This is a genomic window from Pseudoalteromonas sp. C12FD-1, assembly GCF_037414265.1.
Taxonomy (GTDB): domain Bacteria; phylum Pseudomonadota; class Gammaproteobacteria; order Enterobacterales; family Alteromonadaceae; genus Pseudoalteromonas.
Map to the genome: position 1 here is coordinate 87,644 of NZ_JBBEVD010000072.1, position 24,717 is coordinate 112,360.

The window sequence follows — 24,717 nt, forward strand, 5'->3', positions numbered from 1 at the left end:
ACATTATTAAATTGATATAGCTATAAGCGCAGGTTTTTATGAGTTATAAACCAAGTAATTACACACTGCAATACATCACTATTCTACTTGGCACACTAATTATAGGTGCTGTATTAATAAGCTTTAAAGCTAATGCCGAAAACGCAATTCCTTTTCAATCCCAATGGCTAAAGAACCACTATGCTGAGCGTATAGCTCATTTTAAGCTACAACCTTTACGCAAAGACGACATAGTATTTATTGGCGATAGCATTACTGAGCAGGGATTAAATTGGGCTATTAGATTTAACGACCTACGCGTAAGAAACCGCGGTATTAGTGGCGATATGACCTACGGTGTTTTAGCACGTTTAAACGAATTAAAAGCAGCCCCACCTAAAGCTATATTTTTAAAAATTGGCGTAAACGATATTTTTAATTTTCATTATATAAAGCAAGTTAAAAACCTATCGTCGGTAAGTGAAAATATAGAAAAAATAGTAACTCAGCTCAATAACTCGCTTCCTAATACACAAATATATGTACAAAGTATTTTGCCCGATCATCGTGATTTTATAACGCAAATGGCGCAAACAGCTAACCAGCAAATTAAAGCAATTAAGCACGCAAAATTTACCTACATAGACTTACATCATGCATTTTTAAGCCCACAAGGCACGCTTAATGAAACGCTAACTACCGATGGCACCCATTTAAACAAGGCAGGCTATGATCTTTGGGCTAAGCAACTTGCACCAATAATGAAAACCTTAAAATGAAGAGTTTATTAATTGCCATATTAATGGCGGCAACCTTTACCTGTGCAGCCAGTAAAGGGCCTGTAAAAAGCTACCCTAACGGCGCCACTAAAGCTGTTATTTTTAGTTACGACGATGGCGTTACACAAGACAGAAAACTCGTGGCACTATTTAATAAGTACCAGGTTGTTGGTACGTTTAATTTAAACTCAGGTTTATTTGCTAAAAAGCTACCGTGGATGAAAACCTTTACCGGTAAAGAAGGCGAATATATAAAACAAAGTGAAGTAAAAGCGCTTTATAAAGGCCATGAAATAGCAAGCCACAGTTACTCACACCCAGGCTTTGCGGGCTTAGATACAACAGAGATAAAATTACAATTAGTCCGTGACAAGCAAATTTTATCGCCTATTAAAGGCAGCCCTGTGCACTCATTTGCATACCCTTTAGGCTCTTACGATAAAGCCGCTATGAAATTAGTAAAGCAAGCGGGCTTTACTAATGCCCGAACAGTAAACAACACCCTTAATTTTAAACTCCCTACCAACACCATGGCGTGGAACCCAACCGTTCACCACTCAAACGCAATGCCGTTAATTGAGCAATATATTGCGCTTAAAAGCAATGAACTCACTGTAATGATGATTTGGGGTCATTCATGGGAGTTTGACAAAAACGCAGTAAATAACAACTGGGATTACGCCGAGCAGCTTATTCAAACACTCTCAAATAAAGATGATATTTGGTATGTATCGGCTGGAGAGTTCATCGCATTTTTAGAAGGTAAGTAAGCTTGAAAAGCGCTAAATATGGCTCGTGAAAACACACTTAAATGTAATAAGAGTATTTAATTCATCCCTGAAGCAGTGTCCATCGTTCATCCATGAACTCACTTTGAGTAACTGATACTAGTGCCACTTTGCGTAGCGCTCAAGTCCGCCCCAACACAAATTTCAGACATAAAAAAACCTCTGCTAAAACTAGCAGAGGTTATAAAAAGTGGTACCAGCGGCCGGGCTCGAACCGGCACGCCTTTCGGCAGGGGATTTTGAATCCCCCATGTATACCAATTTCATCACGCTGGCATCATTTTTCTTTAACCTTCTAAACACGAGAAGATAAAGAAAAACCACTTTAGAGCTAAGGATTATTTATGTACCTTCGTCTCTATGCCAAGCATTATACAAACAATAGGGTTAGCAGCAAGCCTTTTATGACATTAGCCCGATCAACCGCTTAACATTTAGGCAACCCCAATAATTATAATTAACTGCTTAGCCCTTAAATATACAAAATAATAGCGCTAAACTATAGCGCTTAGTATTTGTAAGCTTTTTTGCTAAACTAGCGCGCATATTAATAGTGAGAGTATATTTATGTCGGGTGAGTTTCCACGTGCTGGGTTTTGGCGCCGTTTTGCGTCGTTAGTTTATGATACGTTAGCCATTATTGCATTTGCTATGTTAACGGTAGTGCTCTATTTATTTGCCGTACAAGGGTTTATTATCCTTGATGTTATTAGCTTAAATGGCGCTGAAGATGTATCGGCACTTATTCAAGACTCATTGCTGCTATCGAGTATTCGAAGCGCCCTACTTGTTATTGTTACCTTAGTATTTTTTGGCTATTTTTGGACAAAAAGCGGACAAACTATTGGCATGCGCGCATGGCGTTTAAAAGTACAAACTAATGAAGGAAGCTTAATTAGTTGGCCGCAGTCTATTGTTCGCAGCTTAAGTGCACTGCTTGGCTTAGGTAACCTTGTGGTATTAATTGATTTTAAAAACAAAAAAGCGCTACAAGACTATGTCTCAAAAACTGAGGTTATTACCCTTACTAAAGAAGAAAATAAACGTATTTACCGCGAGCTTGATTAGTACTAATTAAAGTAATTAAAAACCAAAAAAGGTGACCATAGGTCACCTTTTTTAGTATTAAATAAGCGCTTATAACGGCTATACCCGTTTATTCATCATGTACGTAGCAAAGCCTATGAATAGTATACTTGGCAGCACCGCACCTATAATAGCGGGTATTTGATAAACCATTACCACAGGACCAAATATCTCATTTGTTAAATGAAACACAATTCCCGTTACTACACCCATAATAATACGTGCTCCCATAGTAACGGTACGTAAAGGGCCAAATATAAACGACAATGCAACCAGCAGCATAACGGCAACAGACACTGGCTGCATTAACTTACGCCACAAGGCTAGTTCATAGGTGCTGGTATCTTGCTCATTTTGCTGTAAATACCCTAAGTATGACCAAAGCCCAGTAAAAGAAAGTGACTCCGGTTTTACCGATACAACGCCAAGCTTTTCGCCCGTTAACTGCGAGGGATAAAACTCTTCATCAACGTGCTCACTGCTTATTTGCTCATCACTAATATGAACCTTATTTACATCGCGTAATAGCCAGCCTTCATCACGGCCAATGGCCACTTTAGCTTTGGTAATTTGAGTTAAATCGAGTGACTTGTCAAAGTGATACATATGTACACCGTTTAAGCGGCCACTTTGATCTACATCTTCAATATTAATAAAGTTGTTGCCATCTTTAGCCCATACACCTTTTTGCGCATTAAATACATCGCCACCATGGATGGCTTGATTACGCATTTCTTTGGCGTGTTGTTGCGCCTCTGGTGCGCCCCACTCGCCAAGAGCCATCATGCATAGGGCCATAACCACCGCGGTTTTCATTACCGAGCCTATAATTTGCAAGCGCGACATTCCTGCAGCTTGCATTACCACCAGCTCACTATTTGAAGCCAGTGCACCTAAGCCTGTTAAACCACCAATAAGCGCGGCCATAGGGAAGAATATAACTAAATCCCCCGGCATGCTGTAAAAGGTGTAAAGCATTGCGGTCATTAAATCGTAGCTGCCCCGACCAACCGACTTTAGCTGATCAATAAACTTAATTAATGTGCTAATACCTACTAACACCAGCAAAGCAAACCCTGTGGTTTGTAAAATGCTGCGGCCTAAGTACCAATCGAGTGTTTTCATCATGCGCTTAACTCCCGTTTAGTTACAACAGCTTTAAGCCATGCACCCAGAGGACGCCCTTTTATAATTAATAAACCACCTATAAATAAAGCGCTTAAGTGAATCCACCATAAACCAATTGAAGGCGGTATTTTGCCATCTTCTACGGCAAATTTTGCAGCATTGAGTAAAATAAAATAACCTAAGTACAGGCTAATGGCTGGCACTAATTTAGCAAATTTACCTTGGCGCGGATTGACCACACTCAGCGGCACCGCTATTAAGGTTAGTAACGGAATAGAAAGCGGTATTGCAATACGCCACTGCCACTGAGCTATAGACTCAGAGGTGTTAAGAGGTAATAGTTGATTAGTGGGGATTGCCTCTAATTTACGGCGTTGATGCTCTATTTCTTGCTCGCGTATTTGTACGCTATAGCCATCAAACTGAGTTAAATTAAGGGCCGGTGTTTTGCCATCGGTTTCGTAGCGTTTACCATCGGTAAGCACTAATTGTTGCTCACCATTTACCGCCTCTACCACTACGCCTTGCTCAGCATAAACTAAACGCGCTAAATCGTCTGTTTCGGTATCCGGAAGCTGTGCTACAAATACTTTGTTAAGCTCTTTACCGCCGTTTTCAATGTTGTGAATAAACACCACGGCTTTTTCATTACCGGTTTGTTGAAAACGCCCAGCCCTTAAAGCTGATAAACCTGCATCGGCTTTGGCTTGCTCTTTTAATTGGTATTCTTGCTCACTCGCCCACGGCGCAAGATACATGGTGAGAGAGGCTGCTAATATAGCCAACCCCACACTCGAAATTAAAGTAACGCGTACCACATACCATTCACTCACCCCACAGGCTTTAAGAACGGTCATTTCGCTGTCGGCGTAAATGCGGCTGTAGGCTAAAATAATACCCAAAAATATACTCAAAGGCAGGATCAGCGACGCTAATTGCGGCAACTTCAGCGCAATCATCGATAATACTAATTTGGCAGGAATGCTCCCTTCTGAGGCATCACTTAAAATAACCACAAACTTTTGTGACACAAAAATGGTCATTAAAGTTAAAAATACGGCGACCTGCGATTTTAAAACCTCAGCGGTCAAATAACGAAAAATAAGCAATGCTCGCCCCTGTTAAACATAGAATTTCACAACAATAGTGATAATTTGATAATAAAGTAGCTATTTTACTCAGTTTTATCTGGTAAATAAGTCGTTATTATAAGCTAACAAAATTAATTATCCTACCTAAGTGCACGATATATTGTTGCATTAGTAGCCCTTAAACATATAAAGTTCAATTACACAGTAAGAGTCAGAAAAAATCAGCTAAAATTAAGATTATCCCTACATAAGTTACGTAGCTAAGACTAGATTTTATTTTTTTAGCCCCTATTAATAACGTATATGACTCACAACCAGGAGTAACAATGGAATTTAACGTAAAAAGTGGTAGCCCAGAAAAACAACGTAGCGCGTGTATCGTCGTTGGCGTTTACGAACCACGTAGGTTATCCCCCATTGGTGAACAACTCGATAAAATCAGCGATGGTTATATCTCAAATTTACTACGCCGTGGCGATTTAGAAGGTAAGCCGGGGCAAGTTTTATTATTGCATCATGTCCCTAACGTTTTAAGCGAGCGCGTATTGCTTGTTGGCTGTGGTAAAGAGCGCGAGCTTGATGATAAGCAATATAAGCAAATAATTTCTAAAACAATTAATACCTTAAACGAAACAGGCTCAATGGAAGCGGTGTGCTTTTTAACCGAGCAACATGTTAAAGGTCGTGATACCTACTGGAAGGTTCGCCAAGCGGTAGAAACAACACAAGATTGCCTATACACATTTAACCAGCTAAAAAGCAAAAAAGTAGACCCTCGTCGTCCACTTCGTAAAATTGTGTTTAACGTACCAACGCGTCGCGAGCTAACCATTGGTGAAAGCGCTATTGAGCATGGTTTAGCCATTGCCGCAGGTAGTAAGCTATGTAAAGACGTAGCCAACATGCCACCTAACATTTGTAATCCTGCTTATTTAGGCGTACAAGCGCAAGAGCTAGCTAACAATTTTGACAATATCACCGTTGACATTATTGGCGAAGAAAAAATGGCCGAACTAGGTATGAACTCGTACTTAGCGGTTGGTCGTGGTAGTGATAACGAGTCGGTAATGTCGATTATTAACTACAAAGGTGCAGCCGATGACCAAGCCCCAATTGTACTGGTAGGTAAAGGTTTAACGTTTGACTCAGGCGGTATTTCACTCAAACCTGGCGAAGCCATGGATGAAATGAAATACGACATGGGTGGCGCTGCTGGTGTTATTGGCGCTATGCGTGCATTAGCACAAATGCAGCTACCTATTAACGTGATTGGTGTGTTAGCCGGCTGTGAAAACATGCCAAGCTCTAACGCGTATCGCCCAGGTGATATTTTAACAACCATGTCGGGGCAAACCGTTGAAGTACTTAATACTGATGCAGAAGGCCGCTTAGTATTGTGTGATGCACTCACTTACGTTGAGCGCTTTGACCCAGATACAGTGATTGACGTTGCAACACTTACAGGCGCATGTATTGTTGCTCTTGGTGCACATGCTACAGGTTTACTATCAAACCATAACCCACTTGCGCATGACTTATTAAAAGCGTCTGAGCAAAGCGGCGACCGTGCATGGCAGTTACCGCTGTGGGATGACTATCAAGATCAACTAGATAGCCCATTTGCCGATTTTACAAACTTAGGTGGGCGCTCTGCAGGTACTATTACCGCAGCGTGTTTTTTATCTAAGTTTACTAAAAAGTATAACTGGGCTCATTTAGATGTAGCCGGTACCGCGTGGCGCAGTGGCGCTAAAAAAGGCGCAACGGGCCGCCCTGTTCCTATGCTTACTCAGTATTTATTAAACCGCGCTGGCGTTAGCGAAGCCGCGCACGATTAATAACTTACAAAGCTTGTATTAAGGCGCCGTTTGGCGCCTTTTTTATTGCTGTAATTATCTGTGTATTAATTGAAGCAAACCCCGTTATATGGCAAAATCGGCCTCTTAATTTATGTGTATCAACTATGTACACATTCAATGTCATGGGAAACCCCGATACAATGAACATCAATGCCCAATTTTTCGTTCTAAAGCAACCAGATGAGTCTAAAGCGAAGGCTGATGATCATTTTGCTTTAGCAGCTCAAATTGCCGCAGAGCAGTATCGATTAGGGAATCGTGTGTTTATTTTTGTTGATAACGAGCACACCGCCTATGCCATTGACGAAACCATTTGGGCATTTGATCCCGACAGTTTTGTGCCGCATAACCTGCAAGGCGAAGGCCCTAAAGCCGGCGCACCAGTAGAAATAGGCACCACGCCTCCTGTTGGCAAACGTAACGTTTTAATTAACTTAGCTAATAACCTGCCTGATTTTATTAGGCGTTTTAGCCAAGTTTTTGATTTTGTACCAGTAGAGTCTGTAGCTAAGCAAGCCGCTCGTGAGCGCTTTAAAAAGCTGCGCCAACTTGGTGCCAATATCAGCACGCAAGAGATTAATAGCTAGCCACATAGGCAAAGCTAACCAACTAATTTAAGTACTTATTTAAGGTTCTGTGTAATGGATAAAACCTACAATCCGCAAGATATTGAACAGTCGCTATACCAAGACTGGGAACAAAAAGGCTACTTTAAGCCATCTGGCCAAGGCACCCCATATTCAATTATGATCCCGCCGCCAAATGTCACCGGTAGCTTACACATGGGCCACGCCTTCCAAGATACAATAATGGATACCCTAACGCGTTTTAAGCGTATGCAAGGTAACAACACATTATGGCAAGTAGGTACTGACCACGCAGGTATTGCAACACAAATGTTGGTTGAGCGTAAACTGCATGCAGAAGAAGGTAAAACACGTCACGATTTAGGCCGCGAAGATTTTATTAATAAAATTTGGGAATGGAAAAACGAATCGGGTGGCACAATTACTAAGCAGCTTCGTCGCCTTGGTGCATCGGTTGATTGGGACCGTGAACGCTTTACGATGGACGATGGCTTATCTGAAGCGGTTAAAGAAGTATTTGTTCGTCTGCACAAAGAAAACCTAATTTACCGTGGTAAGCGCCTAGTAAACTGGGATCCAAAACTACACACGGCTATTTCTGACCTTGAAGTTGAAAACAAAGAAAAACAAGGCCACATGTGGAACCTACGTTACCCACTAGCTGATGGCGTTAAAACACAAGACGGCAAAGACTACATTGTTGTAGCAACAACTCGTCCAGAAACCATGCTAGGTGATTCAGGTGTTGCAGTAAACCCAGACGACGAGCGCTACCAGGACCTAATCGGTAAAGAGATTTTACTGCCTATAGTAAACCGTCGTATCACAATTGTTGCCGATGAACATGCCGATAAAGACAAAGGCACAGGTTGTGTAAAAATAACCCCTGCGCATGATTTTAACGATAACGAAGTTGGCAAGCGTCATAAAATGCCAATGATCAATATTTTCGATAAAAACGCAGCTATTCTTAGCCAAGGTGAAACATACACCTTTGACGGTAAAGAGCTTGCGTTTGATGCGCCAATTCCTGAGCGTTTACATGGCCTTGACCGCTTTGACGCACGTAAAGCTATTGTGGCCGAATTTGAAGAGCTTGGGCTTTTAGAAAAAATTGAAGATCATGGCTTAACTGTTCCTTTCGGCGACCGCTCTGGTGTGGTCATTGAGCCACTACTTACCGACCAATGGTATGTACGTGTTGCGCCACTTGCTGAACCTGCAAAAGATGCAGTTAAAAACGGCGACATTCAATTTGTACCTAAACAGTACGAGAACATGTACTTCTCGTGGATGAACGACGTACAAGATTGGTGTATTTCACGCCAGCTTTGGTGGGGTCACCGTATTCCAGCTTGGTACGACAGCGAAGGCAACGTATACGTTGGCCGCGATGAAGCCGAAGTTCGCCGCGACAATAATATTGCAGATAGCGTAGCACTAAGCCAAGACGAAGACGTACTTGATACCTGGTTCTCGTCAGCGCTTTGGACTTTTTCAACCCAAGGTTGGCCAGAAAACACCGATGATTTAAAAACCTTCCACCCGTCTGACGTGTTGGTAACGGGTTTTGATATTATTTTCTTCTGGGTTGCGCGCATGATTATGATGACGCTGCACTTTATAAAAGACGAAAACGGTAAACCACAAGTACCATTTAAAACCGTGTATGTAACGGGCCTGATACGTGACGATAACGGCGATAAAATGTCTAAGTCAAAAGGTAACGTACTTGACCCACTGGACATGATTGACGGCATTGAGCTTGAAGATTTAGTACAAAAACGTACTGGCAACATGATGCAGCCTAAACTTGCCGCTAAAATTGAAAAAGACACACGTAAGGTTTTCGCAAATGGTATTGAAGCACACGGTACCGATGCGCTTCGCTTTACCCTTGCAGCAATGGCATCAACCGGTCGTGATATCAACTGGGATATGAGCCGCCTAGAAGGTTACCGTAACTTCTGTAATAAACTATGGAACGCGAGCCGTTACGTATTGATGAACACAGAAGAGCAAGATTGTGGCTTCAACGATGCTGAAAAAGAGCTCTCGTTAGCTGATCGCTGGATATTAGGTCAATTTGAAGCAACAGTTAAAACGTACACCGAACACCTTGATAACTACCGCTTTGATTTAGCGGCTAATACACTTTACGAATTCACTTGGAACCAGTTCTGTGACTGGTACTTAGAGCTCACTAAGCCGGTATTATTTAAAGGCAATGAAGCACAGCAACGCGGTACGCGTAATACGCTAATTACCGTACTTGAGAGCCTACTGCGCTTAATGCACCCAATGATGCCATACATTACCGAAACTATTTGGCAGCGCGTTGCACCACTTGCAGGGCTTGAAACAACAGGCACCAGTATTATGGTACAGGGCTTCCCTGTTTATAATGAAGCAAACGTTGATGCACAAGCGATGGATGACTTAGAGTGGGTTAAGCAATTCATTTTAGCAATCCGTGTTATTCGTGGTGAGATGGATATTAGCCCAAGTAAGCCACTTAACGTGTTGCTGGCTAATGCATCAAATGATGACGTGCGCCGTATTAACGAGAACGAGTCATTTATTGCCTCGCTTGCTAAACTTGAATCTTTCACCCTGCTTGAAAACAAAGACGACGCACCCGCATGTGCAACCTCTTATGTTGGCAACCTTGAAATTATGATCCCTATGGCGGGCTTAATTGACGTTGAAGCCGAGCTTGCTCGTATTAACAAGCAACTCGAAAAAGCAGAAAAAGGCCTAGCCCAAGTGCAAAATAAACTAGCAAACGAAAAGTTTGTAAATAACGCACCTGAAGCCGTACTTGCAAAAGAAAATGCTAAATTAGCTGAATTCACTGATGCTAAAACCAAGCTACTTGAGCAAAAAACTAAAATAGAAAGCTTATAAGCTTTCATAAGAATGCCTATTAACACTATTTAATAGGTATTAAAAAAGCCGCTCACTGTTAAAGTGAGCGGCTTTTTTGTGCCTTGCGATTAACCACAAGGCATAACTACATTAAAATTTGTAGTTGTACTGAGCACCAATTACAACAGCATGGCCTTTTGACTCAAAGCCCCATTGGCTGCCTGAATCATCAGTTTCAGTAAAGTTCTGTGTTTTACCACGAACAACACTTACACCTAAATCAACATTTGATTGCGTATCGATTGCGTAGTTACCACCTACAGAGAACCAAAAACGATCTGTATCTGGGATAGAGATAGAAAGATGCGTTTGTGATACTGGCGACTCATCAAACGCTACACCTGCACGAAGAAGTAAGTCTTCGTTGTATTGGTAATCAGCACCGATAGAGTAACGGAATGCATCATCAAATTGCTCTTGCTTTTCAAACGGTACAAACTTATCACCAGTTGGTAACGTCACTTGTGCTTCTAGTGATTCAAAACTGCTCCAGCCTGTCCATAATACACTGTAGTGAACGCCTAGCTTTTCATCTAACTGGTGTGAACCAGAGAACTCCGCAATAGCTGGTAGAGTAATTTCCACTGAACCAGGAAGCTCAGGCACAGAGTTAGCAACACTTGAGAAGGTTCCCTCGAAGGTAATATCTGTTTCGCTGCGGTAGTTAAAACCAAAACGGCTATTGTCGTCTAATTGGTACATTACACCTACATTTAAGCCGTAGCCAGTATCATCACCCTCCAAATCAACGGCGTTTGTTGAAAATGGGATCCCAGGATTAGCACCTACTTTACGCACTATTGTCGCATCAGCATAAACATAGTTTAAACCAATACCAAAACTAAATTGCTCAGTTACTTTATATGCAACGCTTGCGTTTAGGTTAACTGTAACAATTTCAGTCTCACCGGCAATTTGGCCCGCTACGTAGTCATCGTTAAATTCTGTAGATAAACCAAAATTAGAAAACGCACCAAAACCAAGTGATACTTTATCGTTGTATGGCATAGTGAAGTAAGCTGCTGGTATCACAGCACTTGGTGCAATGCTATCGTCATCTAACGCACTTGGGTCTATACCGTTGCTAGTAGACTCACCTTCAATGCTCACATCTGGAATTACACCGATAGCTGCAACACTTAATTGCTTATCTTTAAAAAGCGTCATTAAAGCTGGGTTACGAGCAACAACTGACGCGTCGTCAGCGATAGAGGCTTCACCGGCGTATGCGCGGCCAAGGCCTGATGCGTTTTGCTCAGCTAACTGAAACGCAGCAGCAAATGTATCTGCAGATACTAACGCAAGCGAAGCTGCGATTAGAGTTTTAGTAAATTTCATTGTTAAGTCCTTAACCAAACTGCTGTTTGGGTATCTATGTGTTGTTATTAGGATTTTAAACTTGGCTACACTACCTTAATTTTTTATAAAAAACTGTAACAAAGCGTCAAAAAACAGCAAAAAACACGTTTTTTAACGATGATTTAACAACTATTTAAAACTCATCGGATGAGAAATATGTTATTAGAGTTTATACTCTAATTGTAATTAATTATCATTTAGATTGACTTGTAATTACCTGCATTTTAAACTCATTACAAAATCACCAAGGAAGCTAAAAAGTGTGATCATTTTACTTATTATGGCGGGGCTGACTTTTTGCGGCGCCAGTGTGTTTTGTTTTTATAAAGCAAATTATTGTGCCTGCACTCAAGCTGGGCAATGTGATAACCCTGTAAATCATTATTGGCTGGGGGCTATGATCAATGCGCTGGTATCTTTAACTTTTTGTTGTTTTGCACTGCATGTAGAGCTGGGTACTTTGCTATGGCTTACGTTAATGGCTAGTTGCTTTTTAGGTGCTTATATTTCTGCTAGGCGCGAAAAACTTAAGCGTTGTAAAAATGCTAGTTCAACAAATGCTCTTTTAACAAACGAGCCAAATTAATTTGATAGTCAAGTGGCTTGATACTCGACACTATTTTAATACTTTGATCAGACTCATTTAAATCTAAGTCTTTAGGGGTAACGTGGTGCCCATGCTTAGCATTATAAAATAGCTTAACTTTAGGCTTGATAGGATTTAATTTGTTGCCTTCAAGTACCAGCGCTAATCGTTCATTGGTTAGTTTAACAATAGTGCCTACAGGGTGAACGCCTAAACATTTAATAAAGTGTTGCACCAGCTCTGCATCAAACAGCTCTTTATGGGCTAACAAATAACGCAGCGCATTTATGGGTTCATCCCCTTCTTGATGCGGCCTGTCGGCTGTTAACGCATCGTACACATCAACAATCGCCATAATGCGCGCTGGGCGGCTAAGCTTTTCAGCTGTAATACCACGCGGATAGCCTGAGCCATCTAAACGTTCATGATGGTTAACTATCATGTCGAGTATAAGCGGGGTTATGCCTTTTTCACCTTTAACCAAGCCTAAACCTTGAGCCACATGGCGCTTAATAATATCCATTTCGCTGCCAGTGAGTTTACTTGGCCTAGAAATAATCCCCTGCGGGAGTTTAGCTTGACCTAAATCGTGAAGTAACGCGCCCATAGCAAGCTGCTGTACGGCTTCTTCTTTGTACCCTAAATACTTAGCAAACACAGCAGTGAAAATAGCGCAGTTAACCATATGGCGCCAATTGTAACTATGTTTGTCTTTTACGCGAGTTAAAATGGTCATTGCGCTGGTATTTCTAAATACCGAACTGACTATATCGTTAGCCATTTCATCAATCACCTTTAAATTAACCGACAACCCTGTGGTTACATCGCCATACAAAGCTTGCAGTTTACGATTGTGCTGCTCAAAACTAATGCTAGCTTTGGCAAATTCTTGTTCAAGGGTAATCGCAGGTTTTACCGCGGGGGGCTTTGTTTTACTACTTGAAGTTATGGGCTTTTGTGATGGTGTACTCTTCTTAGGTTTGTACTTATCGGGTATGGCGGCATCGCCCTTGGTAAAGTCGATAAGCAGCTCTAAAACACCTTCGGTTACTAAGCGTTTTATAATTGCTTGGTTTCGCACTAAGCCACTGGTTTTTATTTTTATACTGTTGAGCCCTTCATGCTGTTTGGTAACACTGTCAACAAACATACCTGGGGTGAGCTCTGAAATGGGTAACGCGATGAGCATAGCAGAAGCGTTTTCTACAATTAAATATGCCTATTAAATAGCATTATTTAACCCTAAAAGTCTACTTTTTGAGTTGCAAGCAATACTATATAACTATAAAGGATGAGTAAATGAGGTTATCGGTAGACAGGTACACCATAAAAGCAAATGGCGCTCTTGCTAGGAATCGAACCTAGAACTTAGCCTCCGGAGGGCCACGTGATATCCATTTCACCACAAGAGCACATTTGTTGCTAAAACACTAACTCGCGATATCAATGCTTTAGCACTGGCAATAATAAAGAGATCTTTAAATAAATACCAGCATCATTGAGTTATATGCCTATAAATCAAACTGTTTTTGATAAAACACTTCACAACTTGCCAAAAACAAGCTATTTATTGGTATTCGATAAAAAAATAGTAACCGTTTGGCAACATATTCTAAATGCTTACGGATTATATAGAGGATGTAATTATGAGTTTAATGTCGACTGAGCAAGTGGCTGAGTTTTTAGGTGTAAAAGCCGAGCGGGTAAAACGCCTTGCTCGTGAGAGCTTGCTTATTGCCAAGTCTGAAGATGAAAACGGTGAACCCCAATTTGATGCTGACGAAGTAGCAAAGTACAAAGAGCTTGCTGCGCGTTTTGGCGGGCTTTAAGCTTTTATCTCGCTTAATAACTTATTTAGCTGCGCGCGTAATGTGCTTGCCTTATTATTTATGTCGCGCTGCTCATACCACCCTATACACAACACCAAAAACACCACTTTAAAGTAACGTAGCTTGTCATAAGAGCAATAAAACTCACTGGGTACTGCTTGCTGGGTGCTATATTGCTCAAGCAAAGTCTGCTCTGCGTGCGCATTTAGCTCTAAGCTGCTCGCAAGTGCCGCTAAATCAAAATATACGTCGTTTGTTTGCGCATATTCAAAGTCAATCAAATACATGCCACTTGTATTTACTATTAGGTTATCTTTAACTAAATCGTTATGACAAAATCCACTGTTGTAGGGCAAGTCACTAATGGCGTTTAGCGTATCTTTAATTACGCGGTTGTGCTGTTGATATATGTCGCTATTAGCGTAATACACAAGCTCTTTTGCAATATCCATTGGCTGTGTAGCTAGCGGATAACTATGAACGCGTGCCAATTTTTCAACCAAGTCGATGCTGTAGGTATTAGTAGCAATATCACCACAAATATAGCGAAATGCAGCTCGTCTGTTGTTCTTATCGAGCCAAATGGGTTTAGGGCAAACATTATGCTGGCTAAGTGCAGCTTGGGCTTGTAGCCCTATTTTAGGCCAATGCGATTTGTAGCATTTTAATAAATAGTTTTGCTGTGCGGTTTTTATGAGGTAATTGTCGTTACTTAAACCATTCACTAATTTAGTGGTTTGTAGCACCTGCTCAGGTGCCACAAACTCACTACATAACGCGGCAATATGTGGATTACGGTGCATACGTTATAATTGCGCTAATGGCTTAGCTTGGCTTTGCTCGTACTCTTCGTACCAGGTTTTAAATCCCCACGCGGCCATAATAGTGTAGAAAATAAATAACGCGAGCGTTGGGTAATAGCCTTTTTCGTAATACAAATACATAGAGGCTGCATCAATAACAATCCAATACAGCCAGTTTTCGAGTACCTTTTTAGCAACCAAATACGTAGTTACCACCGCAAAACAGGTTGTAAAGCTATCTAGGTAGGCAAAATCGGCATGGGTGTAGTTTTGCATTACATAGCCAATAATAATGGCCGCTAAGCTCGTTGCACCTATAAGAATGGCGTGGCGCTGTGTAGACCATGAGGTAATACTAATATTGTCTGCTTTGCCTTTGCGCCATACCATCCAGCCAAATACAGCCATATACATGTAATAAAAATTGAGTAGCGACTCCATAAGTAGCGCGCCATTCCAGTACATTATGGTGTAAATAAGCGTGCTAAAAAAAGCGGCAGGCCAGCACCATAGGCTCTCTTTTATTGCCAGTAATAAATAAGCAATAGACAACCCTACCGCAATATATTCCCAATGCGACATTGCTGTAAAACCACTTAAGGTTTGTGTTAAAAAATCCATGTGTGCGGTTACCGTTTTTAATACACGTTAAATAAAGGCGATTACGCTGGAGATAAATCGCCAGATAAAAACTTACAAACAAAAATAGCCTTACCAAACTCTTCGTACGAGCGTTTAATCTCGGTGTTTAGCACTTGCATTACTAAATCGTAATCGCCAAAAATTTGCGTAGAAAGCGTATTGGTGATCACTTTTAAGTTGTCGTATTCGTTTAAGCGGTCAATAAAACCTTTTATAAACGGGATGTAATCTTGATGAAGTGGGTATTTACTGATCTCTACTGATAATTTCATTTTAAACTCTACTTTTAATTATTTGATTTCAACAAATCGTTCAATGCCAGTTCAATACAGTGTAAAATTACATTCACACTCAATTAGCTGAGCTTATTATGGCACGCAGAATAACCTATACATTTAAAAACCAACCGCGCGAAATTAACTTCGCAAAAGACAAATACCACGACATGTATCAAGCTATTGCCGCTGCCGAAGGTATTGATTTAACTAACTACTTAAACATGGTACGCCAAATAGAAATGACCTCAAAAGGCTCTTCTGCTGTCCGTAACTTTCGTGACCAAGAATTTGCCCGTATGGGCTTTAGTGACATTTACTTTATTAAAGAATAAATATCACTTATTAACTATCGCTGGTACTCGTAACTTACGCGCGGTGTAATATTACATAGCAATTCGTAAGGGATAGTATCGGCGCAGAGGGCTATTTCTTCAACCGGCAGCTCCGGCCCCCACATGGTAACGCTGTCGCCTACTTTAACATTGTGCTCGTTTGCGCCTATATCAATGCTTATCATATCCATAGATACACTTCCTACAATACCGTAACGCTGCCCAGCAATCATAACTGGTGTGCCTTCTTTGGCATGACGCGGATAGCCATCGCCGTAACCCATAGCCACTACGGCTAATTTGGTCGGTTTATCACTTTGCCAACGGCCTCCATACCCTACTTGCTCATGTGCGGCAACATCACGCACTGCAATCACCTTTGTGGTTAAACGCATGACGGGTTTTAAATTGTGCTGCTGCCCAGTGCAGTTTGTCATTGGCGACACCCCATAAAGCATAAGCCCAGGGCGTATCCAATCACCATGCCCTGCTGGCCAAGCTATAATACCGGCCGAATTTGATAAGCAATGCGCTTGGTCTATCCCCTTTACAAGCGAATCAAATAAGCTAATTTGCTGCGCCGTTTTAGCATTATGTGTATCATCAGCACACGAAAAATGAGTCATTAAATTAATGGTACTTTTAGCATTGGGTGTGCGCTGTAAGCGGCTATAAAATTCTTCAAACTGCTCAGGTGCTATACCTAATCGGTGCATACCGGTGTTTATTTTTAGCCAGCAAGTAATTGGCGCATCTAAGGTGGCACTTTCTATTGCTGCAAGCTGGTTTTCGTCGTGCACAATAGTTTGAAAATTATTAGCCAATAAAATAGGCAAGTCGGCTTTATTAAAAAACCCTTCAAGCAGCACTATTGGTTTTGTTAAGCCACCGGCGCGCAGTGCGAGGGCTTCATCAATTCGGGCAACTGCAAAAGCATCAGCACTATTTAAGTGCTGGGCAATTTTCACTAAACCATGCCCATATGCATTGGCTTTTAATACCGCCATTATTTTGCTACTTGGCGCAAAATGTTTTACTTGCGATAAGTTATGCGCAAGGGCGGTTAAGTTAATTTCGGCTGTGGCTAAGCGCATTAGTATTCATCATCAACTGCTGGCCCCGCGTAATTATCAAAGCGAGAAAATTGCCCTTGGAAGGTTAAGCGCACTTTACCAATAGGACCATTACGCTGTTTACCTATGATAATTTCGGCGATGCCTTTTTCAGTACTGTCTTCGTTGTATACCTCATCGCGGTATATAAACATGATTAAATCGGCATCTTGCTCTATCGAGCCCGACTCACGTAAATCAGAGTTTATTGGGCGCTTATCAGCACGTTGCTCTAGGGTACGGTTTAGCTGCGAAAGCGCTATAACCGGGCACTGTAATTCTTTTGCGAGCGCTTTTAATGAACGCGATATTTCGGCAATCTCTAAGGTACGGTTGTCAGATAGGCTAGGTACGCGCATTAGCTGCAGGTAATCGACCATGATCATACTAATACCACCGTGGTCGCGCGCTATTCGCCTTGCACGTGAACGTACATCGGTGGGGGTTAGCCCTGATGCATCATCAACATACATTTTGCCTTTTTCCATCAACAACCCCATGGTTGATGAAAGGCGTGCCCAATCGTCATCATCTAACTGGCCGGTACGTACCTTAGTTTGGTTAATACGACCAAGTGACGCAAGCATCCTCATCATAATTTGTTCTGAGGGCATTTCTAGTGAGTAAATAAGCACAGGCTTGTCTTGCGTCATTGCGGCGTGCTCTGCAAGGTTCATCGCAAAGGTGGTTTTACCCATTGAAGGACGTGCTGCAACAATAATTAAATCAGAAGGCTGCATACCTGCTGTCATTTTATCTAAATCAGCATAGCCGGTACTTACACCGGTTACACCGTCTTGCGGCGACTGGTATAGCTCTTCGATTTTATCGACGGTTTTTTCAAGAATGTTATGAATGCTTTGCGGGCCTTCAGTACTTTTTGTACGTTGCTCAGCAATTTTAAATACTTTACTCTCGGCAAAATCTAATAAGTCGTGGCTGGTGCGCCCTTCTGGGTTAAAACCGGCTTCGGCTATTTCGTTAGCTACGCCAATCATTTCGCGTACTACCGCGCGCTCACGCACAATATTAGCGTATGCATCAATATTCGCAGCACTTGGGGTGTTTTTAGCTATTTCGGCCAAATACGCAAAACCACCAATACCTGCTAGTTGGTTATTTTTTTCAAGGCTTTCTGAAATTGTAATTAAATCTATCGGATCGCCCACTTCAGCAAGTGCGGTCATGGCTTCAAAAATAAGCTTATGGGTGCGGGTATAAAAGTCCTGCGCAACAACCAGCTCTGCTACGCGGTCAAACGCTTGGTTATCAAGCATTAAGCCACCTAAAACAGATTGTTCAGCTTCTATTGAATGGGGAGGGACTTTAAGGGTATCGACTTGCTTATCTGGTTTGGCCATAACTTCACAGTACTAAAATTGAATGGCTCTATTCTATCGACTTGGCGGGGCTGTGCAAATAGCAAAGCAGGAAATCTTTTCCTGCTTTTTGTAATCATTAACGGTATTAAGCGTTATTTAGTTCGCAGCTCAATGCGCCCGCTTATGGTATCCATTTCAACACTTGCGCTGCCACCATTGGCACTAAACTCTAAATCGCTTGCGGGACCATATTTAGCTTTAGTTACTTTATCGCTGGTAATTTTATTAATAATTTTACCATTTGCATGGGCTTTAATCTCAAACTGGGCAGATACGTTTTGCGGAAAATAAAAATCAGCATCGCCACTTACCGACTCATAGCGTACATCAGCGCCTTTTAACAGCTCACTAATACGTATTTCAGCTTCACCGTTTACGGTGTTAATTCGCAAGCTTTTAATGCTCGATAATGTAAAATCAATATCACCATTTACGTTTTCTAATCGCACATCGTTTGCGGTTGTGCTTGATTTGATATCGCCATTTACAGCGCTAAAACGTAACTCTCCGCTTGATTGCTTATCGTTTATTTCACCGTTTACGGTTTCAAATTGAATATTACCGCTTAAATTTTGTGCATTTACATCGCCATTTACGGTGCTCAATTTTACAGTGCCGCTAATATCATCTACCGTAATTTCACCGTTAACTACATCAACCTCAGCGCCTTTTCTTAGTGCTTTTGCAGTCACCGACACATTTACGCCGGCAAACTCTAAATGACTGCTTTTTGGCATAAATACAGTTAAGTTAGAGCCATCTCCATTGTTGCCCCAGCCCAAATTACGTGGCATTTTTACTATAAACTCGGTTTTATCGCCCGTGGTTTTTAGCTCAAACCCTTGTGCTTTATCATCAAGCTCGCCAGATACTTTAAATTCGTTTTTATCCCAGCCAGTTATGTTTACATCGCCACGTTGGTTTTCAATAAAAATAGTGCCGCCGCTTGGCACCTCTATTTGCTTATCTATTTTTTCACCCGCTAAAACGCTTAGTGGTAATAGGCTTAGCCCAAGTAAAATTGCTTTCATGTTATTCCCCTATATTTGCTGCCAACGCGGTGCATGCACCTTGTTAATTAAGTCGAGTTGTTGCTGATAAACCTGTGCCAACATAGTCAATAACGCCTGATTTTGTGGCTCGTTTTCAAGTGCTTGTTTAATTGCTTGTTCAGCTTCTTCAAGCTCTTCTAGCTGTGCTTGCCAGTTATTGGTTAGTGCATGTTGGTTTTTGTACTGCACTAATAAACTTTGCTTTTGCGCTTTAAAGTAATCGCTCATAGCCACCACTTGGCTTGGCTCGTTATTTTTTATAAACATATTTATTGCTAATAACGCCGCTACACTACACGCAGCAATAGCACTTAACTTAGGCCATAATGGCGTTTTATTTGCCGTTGGTTTGCCTGCAACTATGGCGTGCTCTACCCCCGCCCATAGCGATTTATTAGGTGTTATGTCTTTATTTAAGTTATTTAAAGACTCGTTTAAGTAGTTATCAAAATTTTGTTTACTCATACTCGTACCACTCTTGTAATAACTGCCTTGCTCTATGGTATTGGGACTTACTTGACCCCACAGCCATACCTAATTGCTTGGCTATTTCTTCGTGGCGGTAGCCTTCAATGGCATATAAAACAAACACCATACGGGCACGCTCTGGTAAACGAACTATTAGTTTATCGAGTCCATTGAGGCCCTTACAGCTTTGTGCGCTTTGTTCATCCATACCGCTTTGCTCTATGCTCACTACTTTGTTTAACCAGCTTTTGTGCTTGCGTACATAACTAATCGCAATGTTGCTTGCCACGCTATGTAACCAAGTAGAAAATTGTGAGCGGCCGTCAAACTGCGCTATTTTATGCCACACCTGCACAAACACTTCTTGGGCGGCATCTTCAGCGTGCGCTTCATCGGCCAGTAAGCGCAAACATAAACCGTAAACACGCTTTATATGCAGCTCATAGAGCGCTTTGTATGCACTTTGGTCGCCCGACTTAACCTGCTCAATTAATGCAGCTTCGCACATGGGTGCGTTTTCGGGTTTAACGTGTAACATCCGTGACGTCGCCTTTTAGTTATTTTTATGTTTTTAGTTTATTGATAAGTAAGACGCAAAGACAGGCAAAAAAGGTTTAAACAAAGAATAAAAATAGTGAAATAATTTTATAAAGAAGTATTAGAGAGGAATTTTAGATACAAAAAAGCCGCGCTAAAAGCACGGCTTTTTGGGCTTAATTAAAAATTAAGCTTCAGCAATAACGATTACTTTAATAGTAGCTGTTACGTCTGAGTGTACTGCGATTGCAACGTCAAATTCGCCAGTCTCACGGATAGTACCTAGAGGTAAACGAACTTCTGATTTAGCAACTTCAACACCAACAGCTGAGATAGCGTCAGCGATGTCACGAGTACCGATTGAACCGAATAGCTTACCTTCGTCACCAGCTTTAGATACTAAAGTAACTTCTGCTAATGCTTCTAGTTTATCAGCGCGTGCTTGTGCTGCAGTTAACTGTTCAGCGATTTTCGCTTCTAAGTCTGCGCGACGAGCATCAAACGTTTCAATGTTTGCTTTAGTTGCAGGAACTGCCTTACCTTGCGGGAAAAGGAAGTTACGTGCGAAGCCAGATTTAACAACAACCTGGTCACCTAGGCCACCTAGGTTAGCGATCTTATCTAGTAGAATAACTTGCATGTTTCTACACCTTTTAAAAACTGTTAATCCGCTGCTTACTTATGTAAGTCAGTGTATGGAAGAAGGGCTAAGTAGCGAGCACGCTTAATAGCAGTTGCTAGCTGGCGCTGGTATTTAGCGCTAGTACCTGTAATACGGCTAGGTACGATTTTGCCACTTTCTGTAACATAGTTTCTAAGAGTAGCTAGATCTTTGTAATCGATTTGTTGTACGCCTTCCGCTTTAAAGCGGCAGAACTTACGACGTCTGAAATAACGTGCCATGAGATTAATTCCTCAAATAATTCTTTCTATATGCTGAGCATGCAAAACCAATTGGCTAAGGCCGTTACGACCTTCGTGGCGATTTAAAAAACCACTCACTTGCAATGCCTGCCCAACGTGCAAATGTTGAGTCTGTTGTTGCATTTGCTTACCACTGGCAACAACCTGAAGCCTAACGTAACTATTACGGTTAAGATCTGCTTCGGTTTGCATCGATTTATGTTCAACAACAAAAATACAATGCGGTATGCCTGCAGGGCTTTGGCTAAACTTGGGTGTTTTACAAACAACCCCCGATATAACCAGCTGATTCATATATGGGCTAACCATTACACTAACTGCTGACTACGTGCCATGCTAGGACTCAAAACAATTAAGCAGCTGGTGCTTCTTTCTTCTCTTCTCTTGCAAGAGGAGACGCTTCAGTTACTGCATTTTTAGTACGCATAACTAAGTTACGAAGCACTGCATCGTTGTAGCGGAAAGTAGTTTCTAGCTCGCTGATTACTTCAGTAGGTGCTTCAACGTTCATAAGAACATAATGAGCTTTGTGAAGCTTGTTGATTGGGTAAGCCAGTTGACGACGGCCCCAGTCTTCAAGACGGTGGATAGTACCACCCGCTTCAGTGATAGAACCAGTATAACGTTCGATCATACCAGATACTTGCTCACTCTGATCAGGGTGAACCATGAATACGATTTCGTAATGACGCATGGATATTCCTTACGGTTAATAGAGCCTTCTACCGTTTCGGCCGGTCGGTTTAAGGCAAGGAATTAATAGTGTAAAAGCCGAAATGAGCGCGCATTTTACGCTTAGATGGATAATTAAGCAAGCAGGTTTTTTTAAGCTTTAATAAATCAGCTATCAGCTATCAGCTATCAGCTATCAGCTATCAGCTATCAGCTATCAGCTATCAGGGTGATATTAGTATGCGTCCGCTTTATATCAACAAGCAGAATTACGATAAATGCATTGGGTTTGCGTGTAGATACGCAAAGCTTGCTTGCGTAAAAAGCGCAGCTTTTAATTACTTACCCCTCCATTTGCGCCTAAAATATAAACATTTACTCAAACCTAAAGCCGTGCAATTATTGAGCAACACATTATTTAATAAGGATATTTATGAAGCTCCTACTACCGCTTGTATTTGCACTTACTTTTAGTACCTCTTTTTTAAGCCACGCAGACACCGCTACAACCGATATAACCGTTGGTAAAAAAGTCATTCTACAATCAAAAATACTTAATGAAGATAGGCCCATCAGAATTTTCATACCTGACACCGTAAAAGATGATCAACCGCTTTATGTTATTTATTTACTTGATGGTGTTGAGCACTTTCATACAGCATCTGGCGTTATAAAATCCCTTGTTGATTACGAGCAGATACCTAATGCCATGCTTGTTGGTGTTGATACAACTAACCGTGTTCGTGATTATTTACCTAAAGTACAAGGTGAGCCAAAAACTGAGTTTCAAACCTTTGTAAAAAATAAGTGGCCTGACGCTGGGCAAACCGACAATTTTTTAAATTTTGTGTCTGACGAACTCATGCCATACATAAACTCTAACTACTCAACTAACGGCTACACTACATTAATTGGTCACTCTAATGCGGGTACATTGGCGCTTTATACTTTAGTTAATCAGCCGGAATTATTTAACAACTACATAGCTATTAGCCCAAATAGTTGGTGGAGTGACGAAGAGTTAAAAAATAATATTATTAAATACACTAAAAACCCTAAAGGCGCTCAAGAGTTATTTATTAGTGTAGCAAGTGAAGGGTCACGCTTTTATACAGGTGTATTAAATACGTTAGTAAATTTAGAACAACAAATGCCTACGCAGCTAAAATGGGAATATAAGCATTACCCTACATTTACTCATATGGGCACCATACTACCAGCCCTCAGCGATAGCCTAATTAACCTATTTAGCGACCTAATATTTAAAGTGACTGACGAGCACGGAAAATTTGCTGATGTATCGCTTATTACCGGTTACTACCAAGCACTGAGTGATAAGTACGGTTTTGAGCTTAAAATTCCACAAGATGTGTACGTAGAATTTGCCCATCGACAGCAAAAATTTGGTAACACTAAAAAAGCGATAACTACGCTTAAACACTTTACGCGTGATTACCCTAATGCTGCTTACTCCCACATGCGGTTATCGCAAGGCTACACGGCTGATAAACAGTTTAAAGAGGCTGTTACTAGCATGAAACACGCATTAGAACTTGCTAAACAAAACTCCAGAGATCCACTGTTAATTGATGCACTACAAGATATGGTGAAAGAAGCCCAAGAGAATTTGTAGTTGGAAATAAGGAGCTGTGATGACAACTTTAATTATTGATGAACACTCTGGTTCCTGCGACTCAATGTGGTCTGATCAAAACGGGCTTGAAGTACATGTTCCAGTCAACAAATACTTATTCATACCCACATTAGAACCTTTTGAATTACATCAATCTGAAAAAATCGGTGCTCCTAAGGTAATATTTTATTGTGGTTCATACGAGCAGATAATACTACATCAGGCATTTTCTTTAGGGATATTAGACGAAAGCCAATACTCAACTTATGCTAATAATGCTGTTTTATCTGGTTATAGGAGCTTTGGTTATGTAGAGATTTTACTAGGTGGCTGGGAGCCTATTTCACACGATAATATAGAAAGCAGATTGGGAATTTTGTACGGTGGAACTGGCGGTAACCATGCTTCACTCCATTACACTGAATGTTACAGCACTAAACTCGCCGTAGAAGAAGCTATCAAAATAGACCCAAGGTCAGGGCCACCTATTTCACACTATTACCACACGCTCAATGGAGAAGATTTTTTTGAAAATCTAGATTATACTGGTAATAAAATTGTGCAAAATGTATACTCATTAGCAAGTGAATATATTATTTCAATGCAAACGGATGGATTAGGGGGAAATATGAAAGACATTAAATACTCTGGCTGTACTACTTCCGCCACACCGGAAGCTCCGGCAATAAATATTTCTAATGTAATTAGTCGAGCTCAAAAGTCGCGTAGATTGATATCTCGGAGAAATAGAGACACAGCAGGAGTGAAATTTCGCTCGGATATGGAGATAACTCCTGAAAAGGTTGAGTTTAAGATGATAAAAGCTTAATTAATCCTCTATTTTTATAAACAAAAAACCGATGTTTAAATTAAACATCGGTTT

Annotated in this window: 27 protein-coding genes and 2 tRNA genes; 11 read left to right on the plus strand and 18 right to left on the minus strand. The window is 41.2% G+C overall.

Going from position 1 to position 24,717, the window contains the following annotated elements; genetic code table 11:
* The first annotated feature begins 38 nt into the window (after positions 1–38).
* Both WDB87_RS14760 and WDB87_RS14765 read left to right on the plus strand, forming a co-directional pair.
* Positions 39–758, plus strand: a complete 720-nt coding sequence (locus WDB87_RS14760; RefSeq protein ID WP_337850279.1) for a GDSL-type esterase/lipase family protein — start codon at positions 39–41, stop codon at positions 756–758.
* Complete coding sequence (locus WDB87_RS14765; protein ID WP_337850280.1) at positions 755–1,528, plus strand: polysaccharide deacetylase family protein; 774 nt, start codon at positions 755–757, stop codon at positions 1,526–1,528. Before WDB87_RS14760 ends, WDB87_RS14765 begins: the two co-directional genes overlap by 4 nt.
* A 209-nt stretch (positions 1,529–1,737) precedes the next feature.
* Here the strand turns inward: WDB87_RS14765 and WDB87_RS14770 are convergent.
* Positions 1,738–1,822 (minus strand) — tRNA-Leu (locus WDB87_RS14770).
* Between the two features lie 291 nt (positions 1,823–2,113).
* Here WDB87_RS14770 and WDB87_RS14775 point away from each other — a divergent pair.
* Entirely contained in the window at positions 2,114–2,614 is a 501-nt protein-coding gene (locus tag WDB87_RS14775) for an RDD family protein (protein ID WP_286246236.1), read from the plus strand.
* Between the two features lie 78 nt (positions 2,615–2,692).
* On the opposite strand, the gene lptG is transcribed toward WDB87_RS14775, so the two are convergent.
* Complete coding sequence (lptG, locus tag WDB87_RS14780; protein ID WP_286246235.1) at positions 2,693–3,760, minus strand: LPS export ABC transporter permease LptG; 1,068 nt, start codon at positions 3,758–3,760, stop codon at positions 2,693–2,695.
* Positions 3,757–4,869 (minus strand): LPS export ABC transporter permease LptF, encoded by a 1,113-nt coding sequence (gene lptF / locus WDB87_RS14785; RefSeq protein ID WP_286246234.1) that lies wholly within the window; start codon positions 4,867–4,869, stop codon positions 3,757–3,759. The genes lptG and lptF overlap by 4 nt, the downstream gene beginning before the upstream one ends.
* A gap of 308 nt (positions 4,870–5,177) precedes the next feature.
* Between lptF and pepA the strand changes: the two genes are divergently transcribed.
* The 3 genes from pepA (at position 5,178) to WDB87_RS14800 (ending at position 10,204) form a co-directional block, all read left to right on the plus strand.
* Complete coding sequence (gene pepA / locus WDB87_RS14790) at positions 5,178–6,689, plus strand: leucyl aminopeptidase (protein WP_337850281.1); 1,512 nt, start codon at positions 5,178–5,180, stop codon at positions 6,687–6,689.
* Positions 6,690–6,850: 161 nt separating this feature from the next.
* Positions 6,851–7,297 (plus strand): DNA polymerase III subunit chi, encoded by a 447-nt coding sequence (locus WDB87_RS14795; protein ID WP_286246232.1) that lies wholly within the window; start codon positions 6,851–6,853, stop codon positions 7,295–7,297.
* Positions 7,298–7,351: 54 nt separating this feature from the next.
* Entirely contained in the window at positions 7,352–10,204 is a 2,853-nt protein-coding gene (locus WDB87_RS14800) for a valine--tRNA ligase (protein WP_337850282.1), read from the plus strand.
* Between the two features lie 111 nt (positions 10,205–10,315).
* Here WDB87_RS14800 and WDB87_RS14805 read toward each other — a convergent pair whose 3' ends face one another.
* Positions 10,316–11,563 (minus strand): outer membrane protein transport protein, encoded by a 1,248-nt coding sequence (locus WDB87_RS14805; RefSeq protein WP_337850283.1) that lies wholly within the window; start codon positions 11,561–11,563, stop codon positions 10,316–10,318.
* A gap of 283 nt (positions 11,564–11,846) precedes the next feature.
* Here WDB87_RS14805 and WDB87_RS14810 point away from each other — a divergent pair, with 283 nt between their 5' ends.
* Complete coding sequence (locus WDB87_RS14810; RefSeq protein WP_337850284.1) at positions 11,847–12,170, plus strand: hypothetical protein; 324 nt, start codon at positions 11,847–11,849, stop codon at positions 12,168–12,170.
* Here the strand turns inward: WDB87_RS14810 and WDB87_RS14815 are convergent.
* On the minus strand, positions 12,130–13,359 hold the full coding sequence (locus WDB87_RS14815; protein ID WP_337850285.1) for an HD-GYP domain-containing protein: 1,230 nt from the start codon (positions 13,357–13,359) through the stop codon (positions 12,130–12,132). The two genes, WDB87_RS14810 and WDB87_RS14815, sit on opposite strands and share 41 nt — an antisense overlap.
* Before the next feature lie 148 nt (positions 13,360–13,507).
* Positions 13,508–13,582: transfer RNA gene (locus WDB87_RS14820), tRNA-Arg, on the minus strand.
* 234 nt (positions 13,583–13,816) lie between these two features.
* Here WDB87_RS14820 and WDB87_RS14825 point away from each other — a divergent pair.
* Complete coding sequence (locus WDB87_RS14825; RefSeq protein WP_024031630.1) at positions 13,817–13,999, plus strand: hypothetical protein; 183 nt, start codon at positions 13,817–13,819, stop codon at positions 13,997–13,999.
* Here WDB87_RS14825 and WDB87_RS14830 read toward each other — a convergent pair.
* The 3 genes from WDB87_RS14830 to WDB87_RS14840 are packed head-to-tail and all read right to left on the minus strand — an operon-like array spanning position 13,996 to position 15,716.
* Entirely contained in the window at positions 13,996–14,802 is an 807-nt protein-coding gene (locus WDB87_RS14830) for a phosphotransferase (RefSeq protein WP_337850286.1), read from the minus strand. The two genes, WDB87_RS14825 and WDB87_RS14830, sit on opposite strands and share 4 nt — an antisense overlap.
* Positions 14,803–14,805: 3 nt before the next feature.
* A complete protein-coding gene (pnuC, locus tag WDB87_RS14835) occupies positions 14,806–15,423 on the minus strand; it encodes a nicotinamide riboside transporter PnuC (protein ID WP_004588465.1) in 618 nt (205 codons plus the stop codon).
* 41 nt (positions 15,424–15,464) lie between these two features.
* Positions 15,465–15,716 carry a hypothetical protein gene (locus WDB87_RS14840; protein ID WP_055015263.1) on the minus strand — a complete coding sequence of 84 codons (252 nt, stop codon included), beginning with the start codon at positions 15,714–15,716 and terminating at the stop codon, positions 15,465–15,467.
* Between the two features lie 98 nt (positions 15,717–15,814).
* Here WDB87_RS14840 and WDB87_RS14845 point away from each other — a divergent pair, with 98 nt between their 5' ends.
* Positions 15,815–16,054, plus strand: coding sequence for a DUF2960 domain-containing protein (locus WDB87_RS14845; protein WP_004588463.1), 240 nt, complete (start codon positions 15,815–15,817; stop codon positions 16,052–16,054).
* Positions 16,055–16,068: 14 nt separating this feature from the next.
* On the opposite strand, the gene alr is transcribed toward WDB87_RS14845, so the two are convergent.
* From alr to rpsF, 9 genes are all read right to left on the minus strand, one after another.
* Entirely contained in the window at positions 16,069–17,148 is a 1,080-nt protein-coding gene (alr, locus tag WDB87_RS14850; RefSeq protein ID WP_337850287.1) for an alanine racemase, read from the minus strand.
* Positions 17,148–18,527 (minus strand): replicative DNA helicase, encoded by a 1,380-nt coding sequence (gene dnaB / locus WDB87_RS14855; protein ID WP_004588461.1) that lies wholly within the window; start codon positions 18,525–18,527, stop codon positions 17,148–17,150. Before dnaB ends, alr begins: the two co-directional genes overlap by 1 nt.
* A 113-nt stretch (positions 18,528–18,640) precedes the next feature.
* A complete protein-coding gene (locus WDB87_RS14860) occupies positions 18,641–19,579 on the minus strand; it encodes a DUF4097 family beta strand repeat-containing protein (protein WP_337850288.1) in 939 nt (312 codons plus the stop codon).
* 9 nt (positions 19,580–19,588) lie between these two features.
* Positions 19,589–20,065, minus strand: coding sequence for a hypothetical protein (locus WDB87_RS14865; protein WP_337850289.1), 477 nt, complete (start codon positions 20,063–20,065; stop codon positions 19,589–19,591).
* Positions 20,058–20,606 (minus strand): RNA polymerase sigma factor, encoded by a 549-nt coding sequence (locus tag WDB87_RS14870; RefSeq protein WP_286246222.1) that lies wholly within the window; start codon positions 20,604–20,606, stop codon positions 20,058–20,060. The genes WDB87_RS14865 and WDB87_RS14870 overlap by 8 nt, the downstream gene beginning before the upstream one ends.
* Positions 20,607–20,792: 186 nt before the next feature.
* Positions 20,793–21,245: a 50S ribosomal protein L9 gene (rplI, locus tag WDB87_RS14875; RefSeq protein ID WP_089346781.1), complete on the minus strand. Its 453-nt coding sequence runs from the start codon at positions 21,243–21,245 to the stop codon at positions 20,793–20,795.
* A 35-nt stretch (positions 21,246–21,280) separates the two neighbouring features.
* On the minus strand, positions 21,281–21,508 hold the full coding sequence (rpsR, locus tag WDB87_RS14880) for a 30S ribosomal protein S18 (protein ID WP_002962753.1): 228 nt from the start codon (positions 21,506–21,508) through the stop codon (positions 21,281–21,283).
* Positions 21,509–21,520: 12 nt separating this feature from the next.
* Complete coding sequence (priB, locus tag WDB87_RS14885; RefSeq protein ID WP_004588456.1) at positions 21,521–21,838, minus strand: primosomal replication protein N; 318 nt, start codon at positions 21,836–21,838, stop codon at positions 21,521–21,523.
* A 43-nt stretch (positions 21,839–21,881) separates the two neighbouring features.
* The gene (gene rpsF / locus WDB87_RS14890) at positions 21,882–22,223 is read right to left on the minus strand and encodes a 30S ribosomal protein S6 (protein ID WP_004588455.1); all 342 of its coding nucleotides are present in this window, start codon (positions 22,221–22,223) and stop codon (positions 21,882–21,884) included.
* A 411-nt stretch (positions 22,224–22,634) separates the two neighbouring features.
* On the opposite strand from rpsF, the gene WDB87_RS14895 reads away from it, so the two are divergent.
* Entirely contained in the window at positions 22,635–23,834 is a 1,200-nt protein-coding gene (locus tag WDB87_RS14895; RefSeq protein WP_337850290.1) for an alpha/beta hydrolase-fold protein, read from the plus strand.
* 19 nt (positions 23,835–23,853) lie between these two features.
* A complete protein-coding gene (locus WDB87_RS14900) occupies positions 23,854–24,663 on the plus strand; it encodes a hypothetical protein (protein ID WP_337850291.1) in 810 nt (269 codons plus the stop codon).
* The last annotated feature ends 54 nt before the right edge of the window (positions 24,664–24,717 follow it).